The sequence below is a fragment of the Nocardia sp. NPDC049220 genome (genome assembly GCF_040647855.1).
In the GTDB taxonomy this organism is placed as follows: Bacteria; Actinomycetota; Actinomycetes; order Mycobacteriales; family Mycobacteriaceae; genus Nocardia.
Genome location: NZ_JBEZDA010000001.1, coordinates 110,346 through 126,619, shown reverse-complemented (window position 1 = coordinate 126,619; position 16,274 = coordinate 110,346). Strand labels below are relative to the sequence as shown.

16 protein-coding genes are annotated in these 16,274 nt (G+C 67.8%); 11 read left to right on the top strand and 5 right to left on the bottom strand.

What is annotated here, in order from left to right:
* Window positions 1-80 precede the first annotated feature (80 nt).
* Together AB0C34_RS00530 and cofD are read right to left on the bottom strand one after the other, a co-directional pair.
* Complete coding sequence (locus AB0C34_RS00530; RefSeq protein WP_357065812.1) at window positions 81-1,427, bottom strand: coenzyme F420-0:L-glutamate ligase; 1,347 nt, start codon at window positions 1,425-1,427, stop codon at window positions 81-83.
* Window positions 1,424-2,422, bottom strand: coding sequence for a 2-phospho-L-lactate transferase (cofD, locus tag AB0C34_RS00525; protein WP_357065809.1), 999 nt, complete (start codon window positions 2,420-2,422; stop codon window positions 1,424-1,426). Before cofD ends, AB0C34_RS00530 begins: the two co-directional genes overlap by 4 nt.
* A gap of 490 nt (window positions 2,423-2,912) precedes the next feature.
* Between cofD and AB0C34_RS00520 the strand changes: the two genes are divergently transcribed.
* The 7 genes from AB0C34_RS00520 to AB0C34_RS00490 all read left to right on the top strand — a co-directional run bounded on the left by AB0C34_RS00520 (window position 2,913) and on the right by AB0C34_RS00490 (window position 9,448).
* Complete coding sequence (locus AB0C34_RS00520; protein WP_029901515.1) at window positions 2,913-3,146, top strand: WhiB family transcriptional regulator; 234 nt, start codon at window positions 2,913-2,915, stop codon at window positions 3,144-3,146.
* A 192-nt stretch (window positions 3,147-3,338) separates the two neighbouring features.
* A complete protein-coding gene (locus tag AB0C34_RS00515) occupies window positions 3,339-3,818 on the top strand; it encodes a metallopeptidase family protein (RefSeq protein WP_357065806.1) in 480 nt (159 codons plus the stop codon).
* A gap of 268 nt (window positions 3,819-4,086) precedes the next feature.
* Window positions 4,087-4,476, top strand: a complete 390-nt coding sequence (locus AB0C34_RS00510; RefSeq protein WP_357065803.1) for a DUF3499 domain-containing protein — start codon at window positions 4,087-4,089, stop codon at window positions 4,474-4,476.
* A gap of 53 nt (window positions 4,477-4,529) precedes the next feature.
* Window positions 4,530-5,906 carry a phosphomannomutase/phosphoglucomutase gene (locus AB0C34_RS00505; protein WP_357065800.1) on the top strand — a complete coding sequence of 459 codons (1,377 nt, stop codon included), beginning with the start codon at window positions 4,530-4,532 and terminating at the stop codon, window positions 5,904-5,906.
* Window positions 5,907-6,024: 118 nt separating this feature from the next.
* Window positions 6,025-7,227, top strand: coding sequence for a tobH protein (locus AB0C34_RS00500; RefSeq protein ID WP_357065798.1), 1,203 nt, complete (start codon window positions 6,025-6,027; stop codon window positions 7,225-7,227).
* Complete coding sequence (gene manA, locus AB0C34_RS00495; RefSeq protein ID WP_357065796.1) at window positions 7,227-8,447, top strand: mannose-6-phosphate isomerase, class I; 1,221 nt, start codon at window positions 7,227-7,229, stop codon at window positions 8,445-8,447. The genes AB0C34_RS00500 and manA overlap by 1 nt, the downstream gene beginning before the upstream one ends.
* A gap of 74 nt (window positions 8,448-8,521) precedes the next feature.
* The gene (locus tag AB0C34_RS00490) at window positions 8,522-9,448 is read left to right on the top strand and encodes a cation diffusion facilitator family transporter (RefSeq protein WP_357065793.1); all 927 of its coding nucleotides are present in this window, start codon (window positions 8,522-8,524) and stop codon (window positions 9,446-9,448) included.
* 19 nt (window positions 9,449-9,467) lie between these two features.
* Here the strand turns inward: AB0C34_RS00490 and AB0C34_RS00485 are convergent, their stop codons facing one another.
* Both AB0C34_RS00485 and AB0C34_RS00480 read right to left on the bottom strand, forming a co-directional pair.
* Window positions 9,468-10,937 (bottom strand): NAD(P)/FAD-dependent oxidoreductase, encoded by a 1,470-nt coding sequence (locus AB0C34_RS00485; protein ID WP_357065790.1) that lies wholly within the window; start codon window positions 10,935-10,937, stop codon window positions 9,468-9,470.
* Between the two features lie 53 nt (window positions 10,938-10,990).
* Entirely contained in the window at window positions 10,991-11,581 is a 591-nt protein-coding gene (locus tag AB0C34_RS00480) for a TetR/AcrR family transcriptional regulator (RefSeq protein WP_357065787.1), read from the bottom strand.
* A 106-nt stretch (window positions 11,582-11,687) separates the two neighbouring features.
* Here AB0C34_RS00480 and AB0C34_RS00475 point away from each other — a divergent pair, with 106 nt between their 5' ends.
* Both AB0C34_RS00475 and AB0C34_RS00470 read left to right on the top strand, forming a co-directional pair.
* Window positions 11,688-12,122, top strand: coding sequence for a DUF4267 domain-containing protein (locus tag AB0C34_RS00475; RefSeq protein ID WP_357065784.1), 435 nt, complete (start codon window positions 11,688-11,690; stop codon window positions 12,120-12,122).
* 118 nt (window positions 12,123-12,240) lie between these two features.
* On the top strand, window positions 12,241-12,456 hold the full coding sequence (locus tag AB0C34_RS00470) for a DUF4287 domain-containing protein (RefSeq protein WP_357065782.1): 216 nt from the start codon (window positions 12,241-12,243) through the stop codon (window positions 12,454-12,456).
* Between the two features lie 54 nt (window positions 12,457-12,510).
* Here the strand turns inward: AB0C34_RS00470 and AB0C34_RS00465 are convergent, their stop codons facing one another.
* Window positions 12,511-13,863 carry a cation:dicarboxylase symporter family transporter gene (locus AB0C34_RS00465; RefSeq protein ID WP_357065779.1) on the bottom strand — a complete coding sequence of 451 codons (1,353 nt, stop codon included), beginning with the start codon at window positions 13,861-13,863 and terminating at the stop codon, window positions 12,511-12,513.
* Window positions 13,864-13,988: 125 nt separating this feature from the next.
* Between AB0C34_RS00465 and AB0C34_RS00460 the strand changes: the two genes are divergently transcribed.
* Entirely contained in the window at window positions 13,989-15,569 is a 1,581-nt protein-coding gene (locus AB0C34_RS00460; protein ID WP_357065775.1) for an ATP-binding protein, read from the top strand.
* Window positions 15,566-16,273 (top strand): response regulator, encoded by a 708-nt coding sequence (locus AB0C34_RS00455; RefSeq protein ID WP_357065772.1) that lies wholly within the window; start codon window positions 15,566-15,568, stop codon window positions 16,271-16,273. Before AB0C34_RS00460 ends, AB0C34_RS00455 begins: the two co-directional genes overlap by 4 nt.
* Window position 16,274 lies beyond the last annotated feature (1 nt).

Here is a 16,274-nt window from a genome sequence, read left to right as displayed (position 1 = left end):
CAGTTCAACCAACCCGACACCGGCGCCACACACCGGACGCGGAACCAGCTCCTCCAGCGCCATCCGACGCACGACCCGCCTCACAGTTCAACCAGCCCGACACCGGCGCCGGGCACCGGGCGCGGAGTCAGCTCTTCGAGCGGATGGCCGATGGCGATGGCGCCCAACGGGCTCCACTCATCGCCCAGACCGAGCACGTCACGGGTCACCTCGGGGGCGAAGATGGTCGACCCGATCCAGCAACTGCCGATCCCCTCGGTGGCCAACCCGACGAGCAAACCTTGCACCGCCGCGCCCACTGCGACGGTGAACATGGTGCGCTCATCAGCGCGTCGCCGCTCGTCCGGATAGTCGTGCGCGCCGTCCGGCACGCAGAACGGGATGATCACCTCGGGAGCGTCGAACAGAATCCGGCCGCGGGCAACTCGACGCTCGACCCGATCCGGCGCGAGCCCGTCGGCGGTGAGGTCGGCGCGCCACTTCTGCGCCATCGCCTCCAGCAGTTGGGCGCGCAGGCCCGGTTTCCGCACCCAGACGAACCGTACCGGGCGGGTGTGATGCGGGGCGGGGGCGGTCAACGCGACCGATACCGCCGCCCGGATGCGTTCGGGATCGACGGGAGTGTCGGCGAACCGGCGAATCGAACGACGGAGCAGGATCGCCTCCCGCCGTCCCTGCTCGATCGCCTCCGCGGTGCCGAGCCAGAACAGGTCGTCGGTGCCACCGCGCAGCAGATCGGCGGCGCTGGACCCGTCGTCGACCACCGGAAACCCGCGCACCACGGCGACAGGCACGCCGCCGAGCTTGCCCTTCACCAGGTCGGCGGCGGCGGCCAACTCGTCAGCCACCGCGACCTGGGTGACGAACAGCTCGTTGCCCTGACCGTCGACCGCGCCCGCGTAGTCGTGCAGCACCCGAAGCCCGGCCGCGCCGATCGCCGCGTCGGTCTGCCCGTTGCGCCACGCGCGCCCCATGGTGTCGGTGATCACTACCCCGACGGTCACACCGAGCCGCGCGGCCAGGGCGGACCGTAGCGCCTTGGCGCTGGCATCCGGATCGGTGGGCAGCAGGACCAGTTCGCCCTGTTCGACATTCGAGCCGTCGACACCGGAGGCCGCCTGCACTATACCGAGCTTGTTCTCCGTGATCATCGTGCGACCCTTGCGCGCGAGTACTCGCACCGCCTCTTGGTCGACGAGCGTGCGCCGGGCGGCATCACGCTCGTCCGGGTCGAGCGGCGCCTCCACGATCCGGCCCTCGACCTTCGCGACGATCTTGCTGGTGACCACAAGCACGTCTCCGTCGGCCAGCCAGGGCGCGCAACGCGCGATCTGCTCGGCCAGGTCGTCGCCGGGCCGGAACTCCGGAAGGCTGGTGATCGGCAGGATGCGCAGCTCGCCTGCCGCGTGGTCGGTCGGTGTCGTCATGGCTTCACTCCCGCGAGATCCAGTGCCTGACGCACCATTTCAGCGGTGGTCGGCGGGTCGGTCATCAGCAAAGGCACGCTACGCACCTCCACGCCGGGCACGTCGGCGGTGTCGGTGGTGTGGATCAGCCAGCCATCCAGGATTCCGGTGGCCGAGCGAGCACCGTAGTACCGGCCGATGGCCTCGGAGGTGGTGTCCACCCCGATCACCGACAGGCACTCGTCGGCCATGCCGCGCAGCGGTTTCCCGTCGATCACGCCGGACACACCGATCACCTTGGCGGCGGAGGTGCGCAGCGCTCCCCGAATACCCGGCACCGCGAGGATGGCGCCGATGCTCACGACCGGGTTCGACGGGGCGAGCAGAACCACATCAGCGGATTCTATGATCTCTGTCACATTTGGCGCCGGTCGGGCGTCTTCGGCGCCAATTGTGGCGAATCCATGGGTATCGATGTTCGCGCGGTAGCGGACCCACCACTCTTGAAAATGGATCGCGCGCCGTTCGCCAGGACTGTCCGGGTCGGACACAACGACATGCGTTTCGCATCGATCATCGGTTGCGGGGATGAGTTTTACGCCGGGCTGCCATCGGTTACACAGCGCCTCGGTGACCGCGGAGAGCGGGTACCCGGCACGTAACATTTCGGTTCGGATCAGGTGTGTGGCGATATCCCTGTCCCCCAGGCCGAACCAGTCCGGCTGGGCAGAATATTTCGCGAGCTCTTCCTTCGCGTGCCATGTCTCGCCGATCCGGCCCCAGCCGCGCTCGGTGTCGATGCCACCACCGAGGGTGTACATGCAGGTATCGAGGTCGGGGCAGATCCGAAGGCCGTGCATCCAGACGTCGTCACCGACGTTCACGATCGCGGAAACTTCCGCCGCGGGCAGTAGCTCCCGAACGCCCTGGAGGAACCGCGCGCCTCCCACACCGCCGACGAGGACGGCGATCCGGGGCACGCTCGCGGGTACGGCGTCCGCTTGTTGTCCAGTCACATCCGCACAGCCTATGCGGTGCCCGTGCCGGTCCGATTCCCGGCAAATTTGCTGGTCATTTGCTATTGCAGGTAACAAGATCAGTTCGGAATGCAGCTGCGGATAGTAACGGAATAGCGTCGGCGGCTTGACCACCCCCACGTCCGGCGTGTCTAATCACAGACATGTCATTCCGGTACTCGCGCGAGAGTGCAAGGCGTGAGCGAGTTTTCGAACAGATGTTCGCATAGGGGTGACAGGCTCGGGGACGTCCGCGGGACAACGTCGCGGGGTATGGCCGTCGGTATGCGTGTTGGTCCGACGGAAAGAATCATTCTGCGCTAACACACAGTGAGGAGGCGGAGCGATGGCCAACGAGATGGTCTCGCCGACCGATTCCACAGCAGGCGCAGCACGTGGCGTCTGCGCAGACAACGACTGGAGGGATGAAGAGGGGGGTGACGCGGTCTCGTCAGCCCGGCTCAGCCTGGTCGTGACCGGCTTCGACGAGATGTTCGAGTCCATCGAAGAGCAATGGCAGGAGCGTGCCCTGTGCGCGCAGACCGATCCGGAGGCGTTCTTCCCCGAGAAGGGCGGCTCGACCCGCGAGGCGAAACGGATCTGCATGGGCTGCGAGGTACGCGACGAGTGCCTGGAGTACGCACTCGCACACGATGAGCGCTTCGGCATCTGGGGCGGCCTCTCCGAGCGGGAGCGCCGCCGCCTCAAGCGCGGCATCGGCTGAGACGTCCGCGATGCCCGGAGTTGCCCGCCCCCACCAGGGCGACTCCGGGAACGCGGGCCGGCCGAGCCGGTACCCGACCGTTCGTCCGCGGCACGGCCGACCCGACATTCTTCGACGCGGTGGCGACACGACCAGACCGATCACGCCGCCTCGATGCACCGGACGAGGGTCGGCTGCCCTAGATTTTGTGTCATGGCACGTTCCCGTAACCGTCGACCACCGACCGCCAGGTCGGTGATTCGCCGCGGCCGCGGGGTGCGCGGGCCGATGCTGCCACCCACGGTGCCGGCCTGGCGGACCCGGGGCCAGAAGTTCGACCGGCTGGTGCTGGAGGCGTTCGCCCCGTTGGACACCCGCTGGCACGACCGGCTCACCAAGCTCGACATCGCGGTCGACGATGTCCCGAAAATTCGTCCGTTGCACCCCGATTCGGTCACCTGGCCGGACGAGGTGGTCGCCGACGGCCCGGTCCCGCTGTCGCGACTCATCCCGGCCGGTGTCGACCGCCACGGCGCGGCGACCCGCGCGAGAGTGGTGCTGTTCCGCAAGCCGCTCGAGCTGCGCGCCAGCGATCCCGACGACCTGGTCGACCTGTTGCGCGAGGTGCTGGTCCAGCAGGTCGCGACCTATCTGGGCGTCGACCCGGATGTGATCGATCCGGAAGAGGAGTAACTCCGGAAGACCAGTAACTCCGGAAGACGCGCAATTCGCACCCATCCACGCACCCGCGCTCGTCGAATGGCGTTGCGGGGTAAGCGCGAACGATGTGCATCGCGATCGGTCGCGGGTGGGTACTCGGACTCTCCACCGCGGAACACGCCGTGGGGGCGCTGCGCGCGTCCCACCGACCTCGTGATGCCCGCACTCCGCGGAGAGCGGACCAAGATTATTCAAGCGTGTCTGACCCCATCGCCATGCCAGGGGGGTTACTCTCATCGGCGTGATCCCGATGCGTCGTTGCTGCCGACCAGGCTGCAAGAATCCGGCTGTTGCGACGCTCACCTATGTGTATTCGGACTCGACGGCGGTGGTCGGGCCCCTCGCGACGGTCGCCGAACCGCACTCCTGGGATCTCTGTGAAACGCACGGCTCACGAATCACCGCCCCGAAGGGCTGGGAGCTGGTTCGCCACGAAGGCGGATTCTCCTCCAGCACACCGGACGACGATGATCTGACCGCGCTCGCCGAAGCAGTCCGCGAAGCCGGACTACGCCGTCGCCCGCCGGAACATGAGCAGCGCGGATACCATGACTACGCTCCCCCACCGCCGCGTACCACGCGCACCGGCCGCCGCGGCCATCTTCGCGTCCTCCCCGACCCGCCTTCCTGAACCAGACCGGGACGATGTCGGACCGACCTGGCGCAACCACTAGGGTGTTGGGCATGACAGTCGCCCGCTCTGCCGAATTCGTGAACGCGGTGATCAAGGCCTATGACGTTCGCGGCGTGGTCGGTGATCAGATCGACGCGGAATTCGTCGGAGATGTCGGAGCGGCCTTCGCCCGTCTGATGCGCGCGGAGGGTGCCGGCCGAGTCGTCATCGGACACGATATGCGCGACTCCTCGCCCGAACTGTCCGCCGCCTTCGCCGACGGTGTGCTCGGTCAGGGCCTCGATGTCACGCACATCGGCCTCGCCTCGACCGACCAGTTGTACTTCGCCTCCGGTCAGCTGAACTGCCCGGGCGCCATGTTCACCGCCAGCCACAATCCGGCCCGCTACAACGGCATCAAACTCTGTCGGGCCAAGGCTCTTCCGGTCGGGCAGGACACCGGTCTGGCGACCATCGCAGCGGAGATGATCGAGGGGGTACCGGGCTACGAAGGCCCCCGCGGCACCGCGACCGAACTCGACCTGCTCGCCGAGTACGCGAACTTCCTGCGCGGGCTCGTCGATCTCGGTAGCATCCGCCCGCTGACCATCGCGGTGGACGCGGGCAACGGCATGGGCGGCCACACCGTCCCCGCGGTGCTCGGCGCGCTGCCCCAGGTGACCATCGTCCCGCTGTACTTCGAACTGGACGGAAGTTTTCCCAACCACGAGGCCAATCCGCTCGATCCGGCGAACTTGGTGGACCTGCAGAAACTGGTGCGCTCGTCCGGGGCGGATATCGGCCTCGCCTTCGACGGCGATGCCGACCGCTGCTTCGTGGTGGACGAGAACGGCGATCCGGTGTCACCCTCGGTGATCACCGCCCTCGTCGCCGAGCGCGAGCTGGCCAAGGAACCGGGTGCGGTGATCATCCACAACCTGATCACCTCGCGCGCGGTGCCCGAACTCGTCCACGAACTCGGCGGCACACCGATGCGTACCAGAGTCGGCCACTCGTTCATCAAGCAGCAGATGGCCGCCACCGGAGCCGTTTTCGGCGGCGAACACTCCGCGCACTACTACTTCCGGGACTTCTGGGGCGCCGACTCCGGCATGCTCGCGGCGCTGCATGTCCTGGCCGCGCTCGGCGAGAAGGACCGGCCGATCTCGGAGCTGATGTCGTCCTATGCGACCTACGCGGCCTCCGGCGAAATCAATTCCACCGTGCGAGACGCCCAGGGGCGGACGATGGCGGTGGTGGACGCGTTCGCGGACCGGGCACACGCCGTGGACCGACTGGACGGAGTGACCGTGCAACTGGTCGACAACGCCTGGTTCAATCTGCGCGCGTCGAACACTGAACCGCTGCTCCGGCTCAACGTCGAGGCCCGGTCGGCGGAGGAAGTAGACGCACTCGTAACCGAGATCTTGAGCATCGTCCGCTCCTGACTGGAATAGTGGAATCACAGGCCTTGGAGTCGTCCAACTCGGTCTCGGTGTGGCAGCTGAACCGGGTGGACGCGGGGGCGGAAACGACACAGCGCGATGAGGGGAGGTGGGACGCCCGATGATCGCTGGAACACCGGTGCTCGACCTCGACGATGCCGCTTCACTCGAGGCGGCCGATGCCGACGGCGCCCTCCGCTCGGCCGCCTCCGGCGGCGCCCAGGTACGCGCCACCGCGGCCGCCGTTGGTGAGGACGCGCTGGCCGGTTTGACCGACCTCAGACCACGCAGCGTGGTCCTGGTCGCGGGGTCAGGGCGGGCGGCGCGTGCCGCGAGCCTGCTGGTCGCCACGCTGGGCGATCGGGCGGGACTACCCGTCGTGCCCGCCGCGGCCTTGCCGCCGTGGGTCGGGCCGTTGGACGTGGTGCTCGTCTCCGGCGACGACGCGGGCGATCCGCGCCTGATCGACGCCGTCGACCGGGCCCTGCGCCGAGGCGCCGAGGTGGTTGTCGCCGCGCCGCACGAAGGTCCACTGCGGGCCGCTGCGGCCGGTCGGGCCGCGGTGCTGGAACCGAGGGTGCGGGTGCTCGATCACAACCGCCTGCTGCGCTTCCTGGCCGCCGGAATCGCGGTGTTGCGCGCTGTCGATCCGACGCGCAGTGGCACCGCCGTTCCCGATCTCACCGATCTGGCCGACGTCCTCGATGCGGAGGCGCTGCGCGACAGCCCACAGAACGAGGTCTTCCACAACCCGGCCAAGACACTGGCGGCACGGATGCTGCAGCACGGCATCGTGCTCGCCGGTGACTCGCCGGCCGCGGCCGAACTGGCTGAACATGGGGCGGAGGTGCTTCTGCAGTCCGCCGGTCGGGTGTCCGCCGCAGTGGATCTCGCCGAGGCTGTCGCGGCGCGTGCTCGAATGGCTGAGGCGGCAGGCGAATCCGCGTCCGACTTCGATCCGATGTTCCACGACGAGGAACTCGACGGACCCGCGCCGGTGGAACGCATTCGGGTGTTCGTGCTCAGCGCCGATCGCGATCGGTCCGCCGCACGCCGCCGGCTCGCCGTGTTCGCCGGCACCGGATCCAGCCTGGTGGACGCCGATCTGGTGAATGCCGACGTCGACCTACTGCACACCGATCTGACCGATCCCGCCGCGCCCGCGCAGACCAAGGCCGAGGACTCCGCGCTGGGGCAGGGCACCGAACTCGAACAGCTCGCGGTGCTCGCGCTGCGACTGGAGATGGCCGCCGCCTACCTACGGCTGATCGGTTCCCGCGCCGCCGCGGCCGACGGTCAGGGGCAGTACGGGGGCAGCTACTAGTGCACGAACTCGTTGGTGCGCTTCGCTCGTACGCCTGGGGATCGCGCACCGCGCTCGCTCAGTTGTGTGGCCGGCCCGTCCCGTCCGCGCACCCGGAGGCCGAACTGTGGTTCGGCGCCCACCCCGCCGACCCCGCGCAGGTACGAACAGGCGACCGCACCATCTCCCTGCTGGAGCTGGTCGCCACTGACCCGGTCCGCGAACTAGGCGCTGTCGCAACGCAATTCGATGAGAAACTGCCGTTTCTGTTGAAGGTACTGGCCGCCGAGGAGCCCTTGTCGCTGCAGGCGCACCCGAGCACAACGCAGGCCGAAGTCGGGTTCGAACGAGAGAACCGGGCACGGGTGCCACTGGATTCGCCGATGCGCAACTATCGCGATGAGAACCACAAACCCGAACTCGTCGTCGCGCTGGATCGATTCGAGGCGCTGGCCGGATTTCGTGATCCGCGGCGCACAGTCGAGCTGTTGCGGGCGCTGCGCGTGGATGGGCTCGGCTCCTATGCCGAACTGCTTGCCGCGCAACCAGATTCGGCAGGTCTGCGCACGCTGTTCACCACCTGGATCACGCTGCCACAGAACGTGCTCGCGACGCTGCTTCCCGCCGTGCTGGACGGCTGCGTACGGTACCTTTCCGGCACGGGCACGCGCGAATTCACCGCCGAGGCACGCACTGCGCTCGAGCTCGCGGAGGCCTACCCGGGCGACGCCGGGGTACTCGCGGCTCTGCTGCTGAACCGGTTGACCCTGGAACCGGGCCAGGGCCTGTTCCTCGCGGCCGGAAACCTGCACGCCTACCTGCGCGGACTCGGCGTGGAGATCATGGCCAATTCCGACAACGTACTGCGCGGCGGGCTCACGCCCAAGCACGTCGATGTCCCGGAACTGCTGCGGGTGCTGGACTTCGAGCCCATCGACCTGCCGGTCGTGCTGCCGGAACCGGCAGGCGACGGGTCGGTGCGCTACCGCACGCCCGCGCCGGAGTTCGCCCTGCGGCGTTTCGACCTCGTCGCCGGCTCCGCGCAGGTGCCGCTGACCGCGGCCGGACCGGGCATCGTCTTGTGCACGGCGGGTACGGTTCGGCTGATTCAGAACGGTGCGCCATTGGAACTCGAACGCGGCATGGCAGCGTGGATCTCGGCCGCCGACAGCGACATCCGCGCGCAGGCGGTAGCCGGCGCCGCTCAACTGTTCTGCGCCTGCGTGGGCGCGACCACCTGACCCATCCGGATTGTCCGGTCCGGCTGCCCTAGTCTGTTCGCGGGTAGACCGAAAAACAGAGAGGACACGCTGCTATGTCGGCTGGTGGTGGCAAGAAGGCGATTGTCGCGGCGTTGTCCGCGAATGCGGGGATCGCCGCGGCGAAGTTCGTCGGCGCGGCGATCACCGGCTCGGGGTCGATGCTCGCCGAGGCCGTGCACTCCGTCGCCGACACCGGCAATCAGGGATTGCTGCTGCTCGGGCAGGCTCGCGCCGACAAGGAAGCGGACGCACTGCACCCCTTCGGGTACGCGCGCAACCGCTACTTCTATTCGTTCATCGTGGCGCTGGTGCTGTTCACGCTCGGCTCCGGTTACGCCATCTACGAGGGCATCCACAAGATCCAGCATCCGGAGGAGCTGAGTTCGCCGATCGTGGCGATCATCATCCTGCTGCTCGCGATCGGGCTGGAGTCCTACAGTTTCCTGACCGCGGTGCGCGAGTCCCGGCCGCTCAAGGGTGACGCCACCTGGTGGCGATTCATCCGTAATTCGCGCAGCCCGGAACTTCCGGTGGTGCTGCTGGAGGACGCCGGCGCGCTGATCGGTCTGCTCTTCGCGTTCGCGGGCGTCGGCCTGACCATGCTCACCCACGATCCGGTCTGGGATGGCGTCGGAACCCTCGCCATCGGCGCGCTGCTCGGCGTGATCGCCGTTGTGCTGATCGTGGAGATGCAGAGCCTGCTGATCGGTGAGGGCGCCACGCCCGAGGAGGACCGGCTGATCCGCGCGCACCTGGTCGACGACACTCGCATCGATCGGGTGATCCACCTCAAGACCCAGTACCTCGGCCCGGAAGAGCTGCTCGTGGCGGCGAAGATCGGCGTGGTCCCCGACCTGGACGTCACCGCGATCGCGACCGCGATCGACGATGCCGAGTCCCGCGTCCGCACCGCGGTCCCCGCCGCACGCGTCATCTATCTCGAACCCGACCTCTACCGCACCGAACCCGCGGAGAAGTAGGTCCGCGCGCACCAGGCACTCAGCGATACTGGAGTGGGCGAGTCCGCAACAGCGCCAGCGGGTCGGTGCGCACAGCGAAGCGTTCGCGGAGGGCATGGCGGGCGGCGTGCAGTCCGTTCATGCCGTGCACGCCGGGTCCGGGTGGGGTCGATGACGAGCACAGGTACACGCCGGGAATCGGTGTGGCGTACGGGTTCCAGCGCGGAACGGGACGGAAGGCGAACTGGCGCAAGGTCATCGCGCCCGCAGAGATGTCGCCGCCGACATAGTTGGCGTTGTGCGTGGACATCTCGGCCGCGGTGCGGACATTCCGGGCCACGATCACATCGCGGAAACCTGGTGCGAAACGCTCGATCTGGGCGATCACGGCGTCGCTGACATCGCGCGGAGAGCCGTTCGGGACGTGCGCGTAGGTGTAGAACGTGTGGCCGCCGGCGGGCGCGCGGGTCGGATCGACTACGCCGGGCTGGATAGCCAGCACGTAGGGCCGTTCGGCGTGCTGTCCCGCGGCGACCGCGTGTTCGGCCACCATGGCCTCCGCCCTGGTGCCGATCACATGCACCGTTCCGGCCAGCTCACAGCCCTCGGCCCGCCACGGCACCGGCCCGGACAGCGCGAAGTCGATCTTGCAGGCCGCGCCGCCGTAGCGAAAACCGCGCAGCCGCTGGGCGTAGCGCGCGGGCAACCGGTCTCCCGCGATCCGCAGCAGTTCGGCCGGGGCGAGATCGAGCATTATCGAGCGGGTACCGGCGAACTCGTCCAGTGTGTCGACCCGGTGGCCGGTGTGCACCCGTCCGCCGAGGCGCTCGAGTTCGGCGATCAACGCATCCGGAATCGCCTGGCTACCGCCGCGTGGAAGCACCCAGCCCCCGACATGGGCCAGGGTGCCGAGCAGCAGTGCGGCGCCCGCGGCCGGGACGGCGCGCGGCGGGGTGATCGCGTGGGTGGCGATGCCGGTGAGCAAGGCGGGGGCGACCGGTTCCCGAAACCTGCTGTTCCACATTGGCGATCCCTGCTCCAGGGTCCGCAGCCCGAACCGTATCGCGGTCGCGAGCCCGTGTGGCAGCCTGCGTAGGTCCGACATGGCGACGTCGACCACGTCCGACCAGTGCCGCACCAATGGTGCGAAGAGCGAACGCCAGGCGGCACCGTCCCGGCCGAGGCCGGCTGCGGTCCGCTCCAGATCCCGCCAGGCCAGCCCGGCCGCACCGCCGTCGAGCGGATGCGCGTAGGACACCTCCGGCGCGAGCAACTCGACGCCGTGGGCTTCCAGGTCGAACGCGCGAAAGATCGGCGACGCCAACGCCATCGGATGCGCACCGGCGCACACATCGTGCCGGTACCCGGGCAAGGTCAACTCGGCCGTCCGCGATCCACCCCCCGCCGTCGCCTCGGCCTCGTACACGTCCACCGTGAGCCCGGCCCTTGCCAGGATCACCGCGGCGGCCAGCCCGTTCGGCCCGGACCCGACCACGACCGCATCAGCCATGCCTCCACGCTACCGGCCGATACCGAGCCCGATGGCGATCCGACGCGAGGCGGTCAGGCCGGTGACACGTCGATCGCGGCGAGCCATTCCGCGACGAGGAGGGCGAGGCGTCGTTCTCGGAGTTCGGGGCGCAGACGCCTGCCACGCTCGAGCGTGGCCAGACCGTGCAGAGCGCTCCAGGCGACTTCGGCGCGGGCACCGAGGTCGGCTTCCTCGACCAGGGGGCGGAATATCGCCTCCAGTTCGCCGAAGGCATCGCGCAATGGCTGTGACGCCTCCGGTCCGAAGGTGAGATCGGTGCTCATCGAGAACATCGCGTCGTAGAGTGCCGGGTTGACCGCGGCGAAATCGAGGTAGGCCCGCGCGGCACCGGCCAACCGCTCGGCCGAGCCGGTCATCCCGGCGCGTGCCTGCCCAAGGGTGGTGGCGAGGTCGGCGAATCCCTGTTCCGCCACGGCCGAGACGATCGCCGACTTGCCCGCGAAGTGGCTGTAGAGCACGGGCTGGCTGTATTCGATCCGGTCGGCGAGGCGGCGCACGGTCACCGCCTCCCACCCTTGTGCTTCGGCTAGGTCGCGGGCGGCATCGATAATGCGTTGCCGACGTTCGGTCCGCTCCCGCTCTTTCCGTGTCTGAGTGCTCATGCCACAAATCCTAGCAGTGCTAGACAATCTATCAAGGCTCAGTTACTGTCGCTCTTATATCTAGCGACGCTAGATTTCAGCTAGGACGACCCGTCAGGAGCACGCCATGAACCTTTCCCGCATCGCCACCGTCCTGTCCTTGATCGGTGCCGCTTTCATCCTCTACATCGGGATCAGCTACCTGTTCACTCCCGACACCATCGCCCCCGGTTTCGGGCTGCCCGCCTGGCCGGACGGCGACGCTGCCGCGTTCATGAACCTGAAGGGCGTGCGCGACACGGTGTCCGGGGTGTTGATCCTGGTGCTGCTCGGCGCGCGGCAGCGGTACGCGCTGGGCATCGCGACCCTTGTCATCGCGCTGGTGCCGGTCGGCGACATGCTGACCGTGCTGCGCTGGAACGGTTCCACCGCAACCGCGCTCGGCGTCCACGGACTGACCGCCGTATTGGTCGCACTCACCGGTGTGCTGCTGATCCGCGAGCACAGTAGGCGCGATCGCACCCAGCGGTCCGACGAGATCGGCGCGAGTGCGACCGCGTGACGGCGACTCCCCCGGAACCGGCTCCGGTGCGATCCGGAACACACTCACTGTCGCGGCGACGAATCACCGAAGTCCGCCCCGTCTCCAGAACTGAACAGACAAGCAAGGAGATCGACCCATGACGACCAAGGCACACGGCCCCGCCTCCTACTTCCCGTCCATCGAGGCTCGTTACGGCCGCACCATCGAAGAGTGGAAGGCCGCCATGCGTGATACCGGGCTGACGTCGCACAAGGAACTCGTCGAGTGGCTGAAGACCGAGCACGGTTTCGGACACGGTCACGCCTCCGCGATTACCCAGCACCACCTGCACCCGGAGAAATGGGCATCCTGACCAGCAACGCACGAAGGGCCCGCGAGAGCGGGCCCTTCGTCCCTCACCGTGCTGTCAGGCCCTGACCAGGTCCTTGGCCTCCCCCGGCTGCGGAGATGTCCCGTGGTCGTTGTCGACCATGGTCCGCTCGTCGAAGGGCACCTTGCGATCGAGCACGTCGCGCACCCGATCCACGTCGATGGTCTTGGTCCAGGTGCCGATCAATACGGTGGCTACCGCATTGCCCGAGAAGTTGGTCAACGCACGCGCCTCGGACATGAAGCGGTCGATGCCCACGATCAGGCCGACACCGTCGAGCAGTTCGGGCCGGTGGCTCTGCAACCCGCCGGCCAGCGTCGCGAGACCGGCACCCGTGACACCCGCCGCACCCTTGGACGCGATGACCATGAACACCAGCAGGCCGATCTGCTCGCCGAGCGCGAGCGGCTTGCCCATCGCGTCGGCGATGAAGATCGACGCCATGGTCAGGTAGATGGCGGTGCCGTCCAAGTTGAACGAATACCCGGTCGGCACAACAACACCCACCGTGGTGCGGTCCACACCCATGTGGTCCATCTTCGCGATCAGACGCGGCAGTGCGGACTCCGACGACGAGGTCGCGAGGATCAGCAGGAACTCCCGTGCCAGGTAGCGGACCAGCTTGAAGATCGACACCCGCGAGACCGACCACAGCAGCACGCCGAGCACACCGAAGACGAACACCAGGCAGGTCAGATAGAACGCGGCCATCAACGTGGCCAGTTTCACCACCGCGTCGAGCCCGGTCCGGCCGACCACGTTCGCGATCGCGCCGAAGGCGCCGACCGGAGCCAGCCACAGGACCATCACCAAGATGCGGAAGACGAGCTTCTGGATAGCTGCCACGCCGCGCAGGATCGGCTCGCCCGAGGTGCCCATGGCCTGCACCGCGAAGCCGACCAGCAGCGCCACGAACAGCGCCTGCAGCACGTTGCCCGTGGTAAGCGACGACAACAGCGTGCTCGGCACGATTCCCTGAATGAAGTCCCAGGTCCCGCCCGCGTTGTGCGCGGTCTTGGCCAGATCCTGGCCGGCCTTGACCGTCGAAGCGATGTTCAAACCGGTGCCCGGTTGCAGCAGGTTGCCGACCACGACGCCGATGCCGAGTGCGACAGTCGACATGATCAAGAAGTATCCGATGGCGAGTCCACCGACCTTGCCGACCGTGGCGGCGGCGCGCACCGAGCCGATGCCGAGGACGATGGTGCAGAAGATGACGGGGGCGATCATCATCTTGATGAGATTGACGAAAATGGTCCCCAGTGGTGCGAACGACTGTCCGACGCTCGGCGCCAGCCAGCCGACGAGCACGCCGGCGACCACCGCCACAATGACGGCCAGATATAGCCAATGAGTGCGGTCGCGCCGCGTTCGAATCGAGTCGCTCATAGCGATGGGTTTCCCTTACCAGTGGTACCGAAGTGAGGTGCTTCACGCACCCCAGGCAGAATGATGGCTGGCCGGGGTGATTCCGGTCACTGTTTGGTGCATTACGTTCAGCGAAGGAAGAGCTTGTGAGACACGGTCGGCTATCTCTGGCCGGTCAGGCATTTGCCCTTCAGCTGGTCGTGCTGGCGCTGGTGGTCGCGATCGGCGCGGTGCTCGCGGTACTGGACGCAAGGCACGACAGCGACGTCACCACCACCCGCGAGGTCATCGACGTCGCGGTGAGCGTCGCGGACGCGCCGTCCACCGTCGCCGCGGTCCGCACCACCGACCCCACGCCGCTGTTGCAGCCGGTGACCGAGCGAATCCGGCAGCAGACCGGCATGGACTTCATCGTGGTCATGGCGCCGGATCGGACCCGCTATACGCACACCAACCCCGCCATCATCGGGCTGCCGTTCAGCGGAAACATCGATCGCGCGCTGGCGGGCGCGACCTTCACCGAAACCTACGCGGGCACCCTCGGCCCCTCCATCCGGGCGGTCACCCCTGTCTACGACGACGGGAAGATCGTCGCTTTGGTCTCCGCGGGAGTGACTCGCGCGAAGATCGGCGACCAGGTCGCCACCCAGCTGCCGATGATTCTCGGCGTCGCGGGCGCGGGACTCGCGGTGGCGGCGGCGGGCTCGTTCCTGCTCAGCCGTAGGCTGCGGCGGCAGACCCACGGTCTCGCGCCCGACGAACTGCGCGTGCTCTACGAGCACCACGACGCCGTGCTGCATTCCATCCACGAGGGTCTGGTCGTGTTCGGACCGTCCGGCGCGAACGCGGAGGTGGTCAACGACGAGGCGCGCAGGCTGCTCGACCTGCCCTGCGGCGCGATCCAGCGCAGCGACCTTCCGCTCTCGCTGCAGCGGTTGAGCTGGAGCGTGGTGCGCGACGAGATGCACGTGACCGCCGACCGGATCCTGCTGGTCAATCAAGACATCGTGGAGCGGAACGGTCGGACGATCGGCACCGTGATGACCATCCGGGACCACACCGAATTGCGCTCGGTCATGGGCGAACTCGATTCGGTGCGCAGTTTCGCGCAGTCGCTGCAGGCTCAGGCACACGAGTCCGCCAACCGGCTGCACACCGTCGTCACCATGGTCGAGTTGGGCCGCAACCAGGAAGCCGTCGAGTTCGCGACCGCGGAACTCGAACTGTCCCAGGCGCTGATCGACCGACTCCTCGCCGCGGTGGGCGCGCCCGCCCTCGCCGCACTGCTGCTCGGCAAAGTGAACCAAGCCGCCGAGCGCGGCATCGAACTGACGATCACCGAGGACACGGCCCTCGACTCGGTGGATCCACTGTCCCCGCACGAAGCCGTCACCCTGGTCGGCAATCTCATCGACAACGCCATCGACGCCGCGGCGGCCAGCTCGTCCGGCTGGGTCGAGATCACCCTGCGGTATCAACAGACCGAGGAAACGGCAGCGTCCGGCACGTCGGAATTTTTCGTCCGCGTCGCCGACAGCGGGCCCGGCATGTCGGCGGAGATGTTCGCGCGCGCGTCCCAGCGTGGCTATTCGACCAAAGCCGACCATCACGGGCTCGGCCTGGCACTGGTCCACCGGCTGGTGGGCCGCCACAGCGGAACCATCCACACCGAACGGGATCCCGAAAGCGCGGTGACCGTGATGATTCCACGAAAGGAAGCACGATGATCCGAGTGCTGATCGTCGAGGACGAACCACTGATCGCCGAGGCGCACCGCGCCTACGTGGAGCGCATCTCCGGCTTCACTCCGGTCGGAGTCGCCCACACCGGACGGGAGGCGATGCGAGCGGCGGCCGATGCCGCGGCCGAAGGCACACCGATCGACCTGGTGCTGATGGACATCGGCCTGCCGGACGCGAGCGGCCTCGATGTCGCCGCCGCACTGACCGGCCTGGCACCGCGACCGGACGTCATCGCCATCACCTCCGCACGCGACCTGGCCATGGTGCGCACCGCCGTGTCGCACGGCGTCGTGCTGTACCTGCTGAAACCGTTCACTTTCGCGGCGTTCCGCGACAAGCTGGACCGCTACCGCGAATTCCGCACCGCCCTACCGGCGGGCGAGTCGGCGATCTCCCAACACGACATCGACCGGGCGCTGAGCGCGCTGCGCACCCCGGACCAGCGCGCTACTACACCCAAAGGCGTTGCGCCACAAACCCTCGACGAGATCTCGCGCACCGTCCGTGCCGCCGAAACCGAGGGCGTCACCGCGGCTGATACCGCGACCTCGATCGGGGTCTCCCGCATCACGGCCTGGCGCTATCTGGAGAAACTGGCCGACGATGGTCTGGTCATTCGCCGCTCGGACTACGGGAGAGCGGGCCGACCGAAAACTCGCTACGTGTGGAAAGCCACATCCGCCAGTTGAG

Coding starts and splice junctions, on each gene's coding strand:
- AB0C34_RS00530 (WP_357065812.1), bottom strand. CDS start 1,427: ATGACGACACCGACCGACCACGCGGCAGGCGAGCTGCGCATCCTGCCG.
- AB0C34_RS00520 (WP_029901515.1), top strand. CDS start 2,913: ATGTTCGAGTCCATCGAAGAGCAATGGCAGGAGCGTGCCCTGTGCGCG.
- AB0C34_RS00515 (WP_357065806.1), top strand. CDS start 3,339: ATGGCACGTTCCCGTAACCGTCGACCACCGACCGCCAGGTCGGTGATT.
- AB0C34_RS00505 (WP_357065800.1), top strand. CDS start 4,530: ATGACAGTCGCCCGCTCTGCCGAATTCGTGAACGCGGTGATCAAGGCC.
- AB0C34_RS00500 (WP_357065798.1), top strand. CDS start 6,025: ATGATCGCTGGAACACCGGTGCTCGACCTCGACGATGCCGCTTCACTC.
- AB0C34_RS00490 (WP_357065793.1), top strand. CDS start 8,522: ATGTCGGCTGGTGGTGGCAAGAAGGCGATTGTCGCGGCGTTGTCCGCG.
- AB0C34_RS00485 (WP_357065790.1), bottom strand. CDS start 10,937: ATGGCTGATGCGGTCGTGGTCGGGTCCGGGCCGAACGGGCTGGCCGCC.
- AB0C34_RS00480 (WP_357065787.1), bottom strand. CDS start 11,581: ATGAGCACTCAGACACGGAAAGAGCGGGAGCGGACCGAACGTCGGCAA.
- AB0C34_RS00475 (WP_357065784.1), top strand. CDS start 11,688: ATGAACCTTTCCCGCATCGCCACCGTCCTGTCCTTGATCGGTGCCGCT.
- AB0C34_RS00470 (WP_357065782.1), top strand. CDS start 12,241: ATGACGACCAAGGCACACGGCCCCGCCTCCTACTTCCCGTCCATCGAG.
- AB0C34_RS00465 (WP_357065779.1), bottom strand. CDS start 13,863: ATGAGCGACTCGATTCGAACGCGGCGCGACCGCACTCATTGGCTATAT.
- AB0C34_RS00455 (WP_357065772.1), top strand. CDS start 15,566: ATGATCCGAGTGCTGATCGTCGAGGACGAACCACTGATCGCCGAGGCG.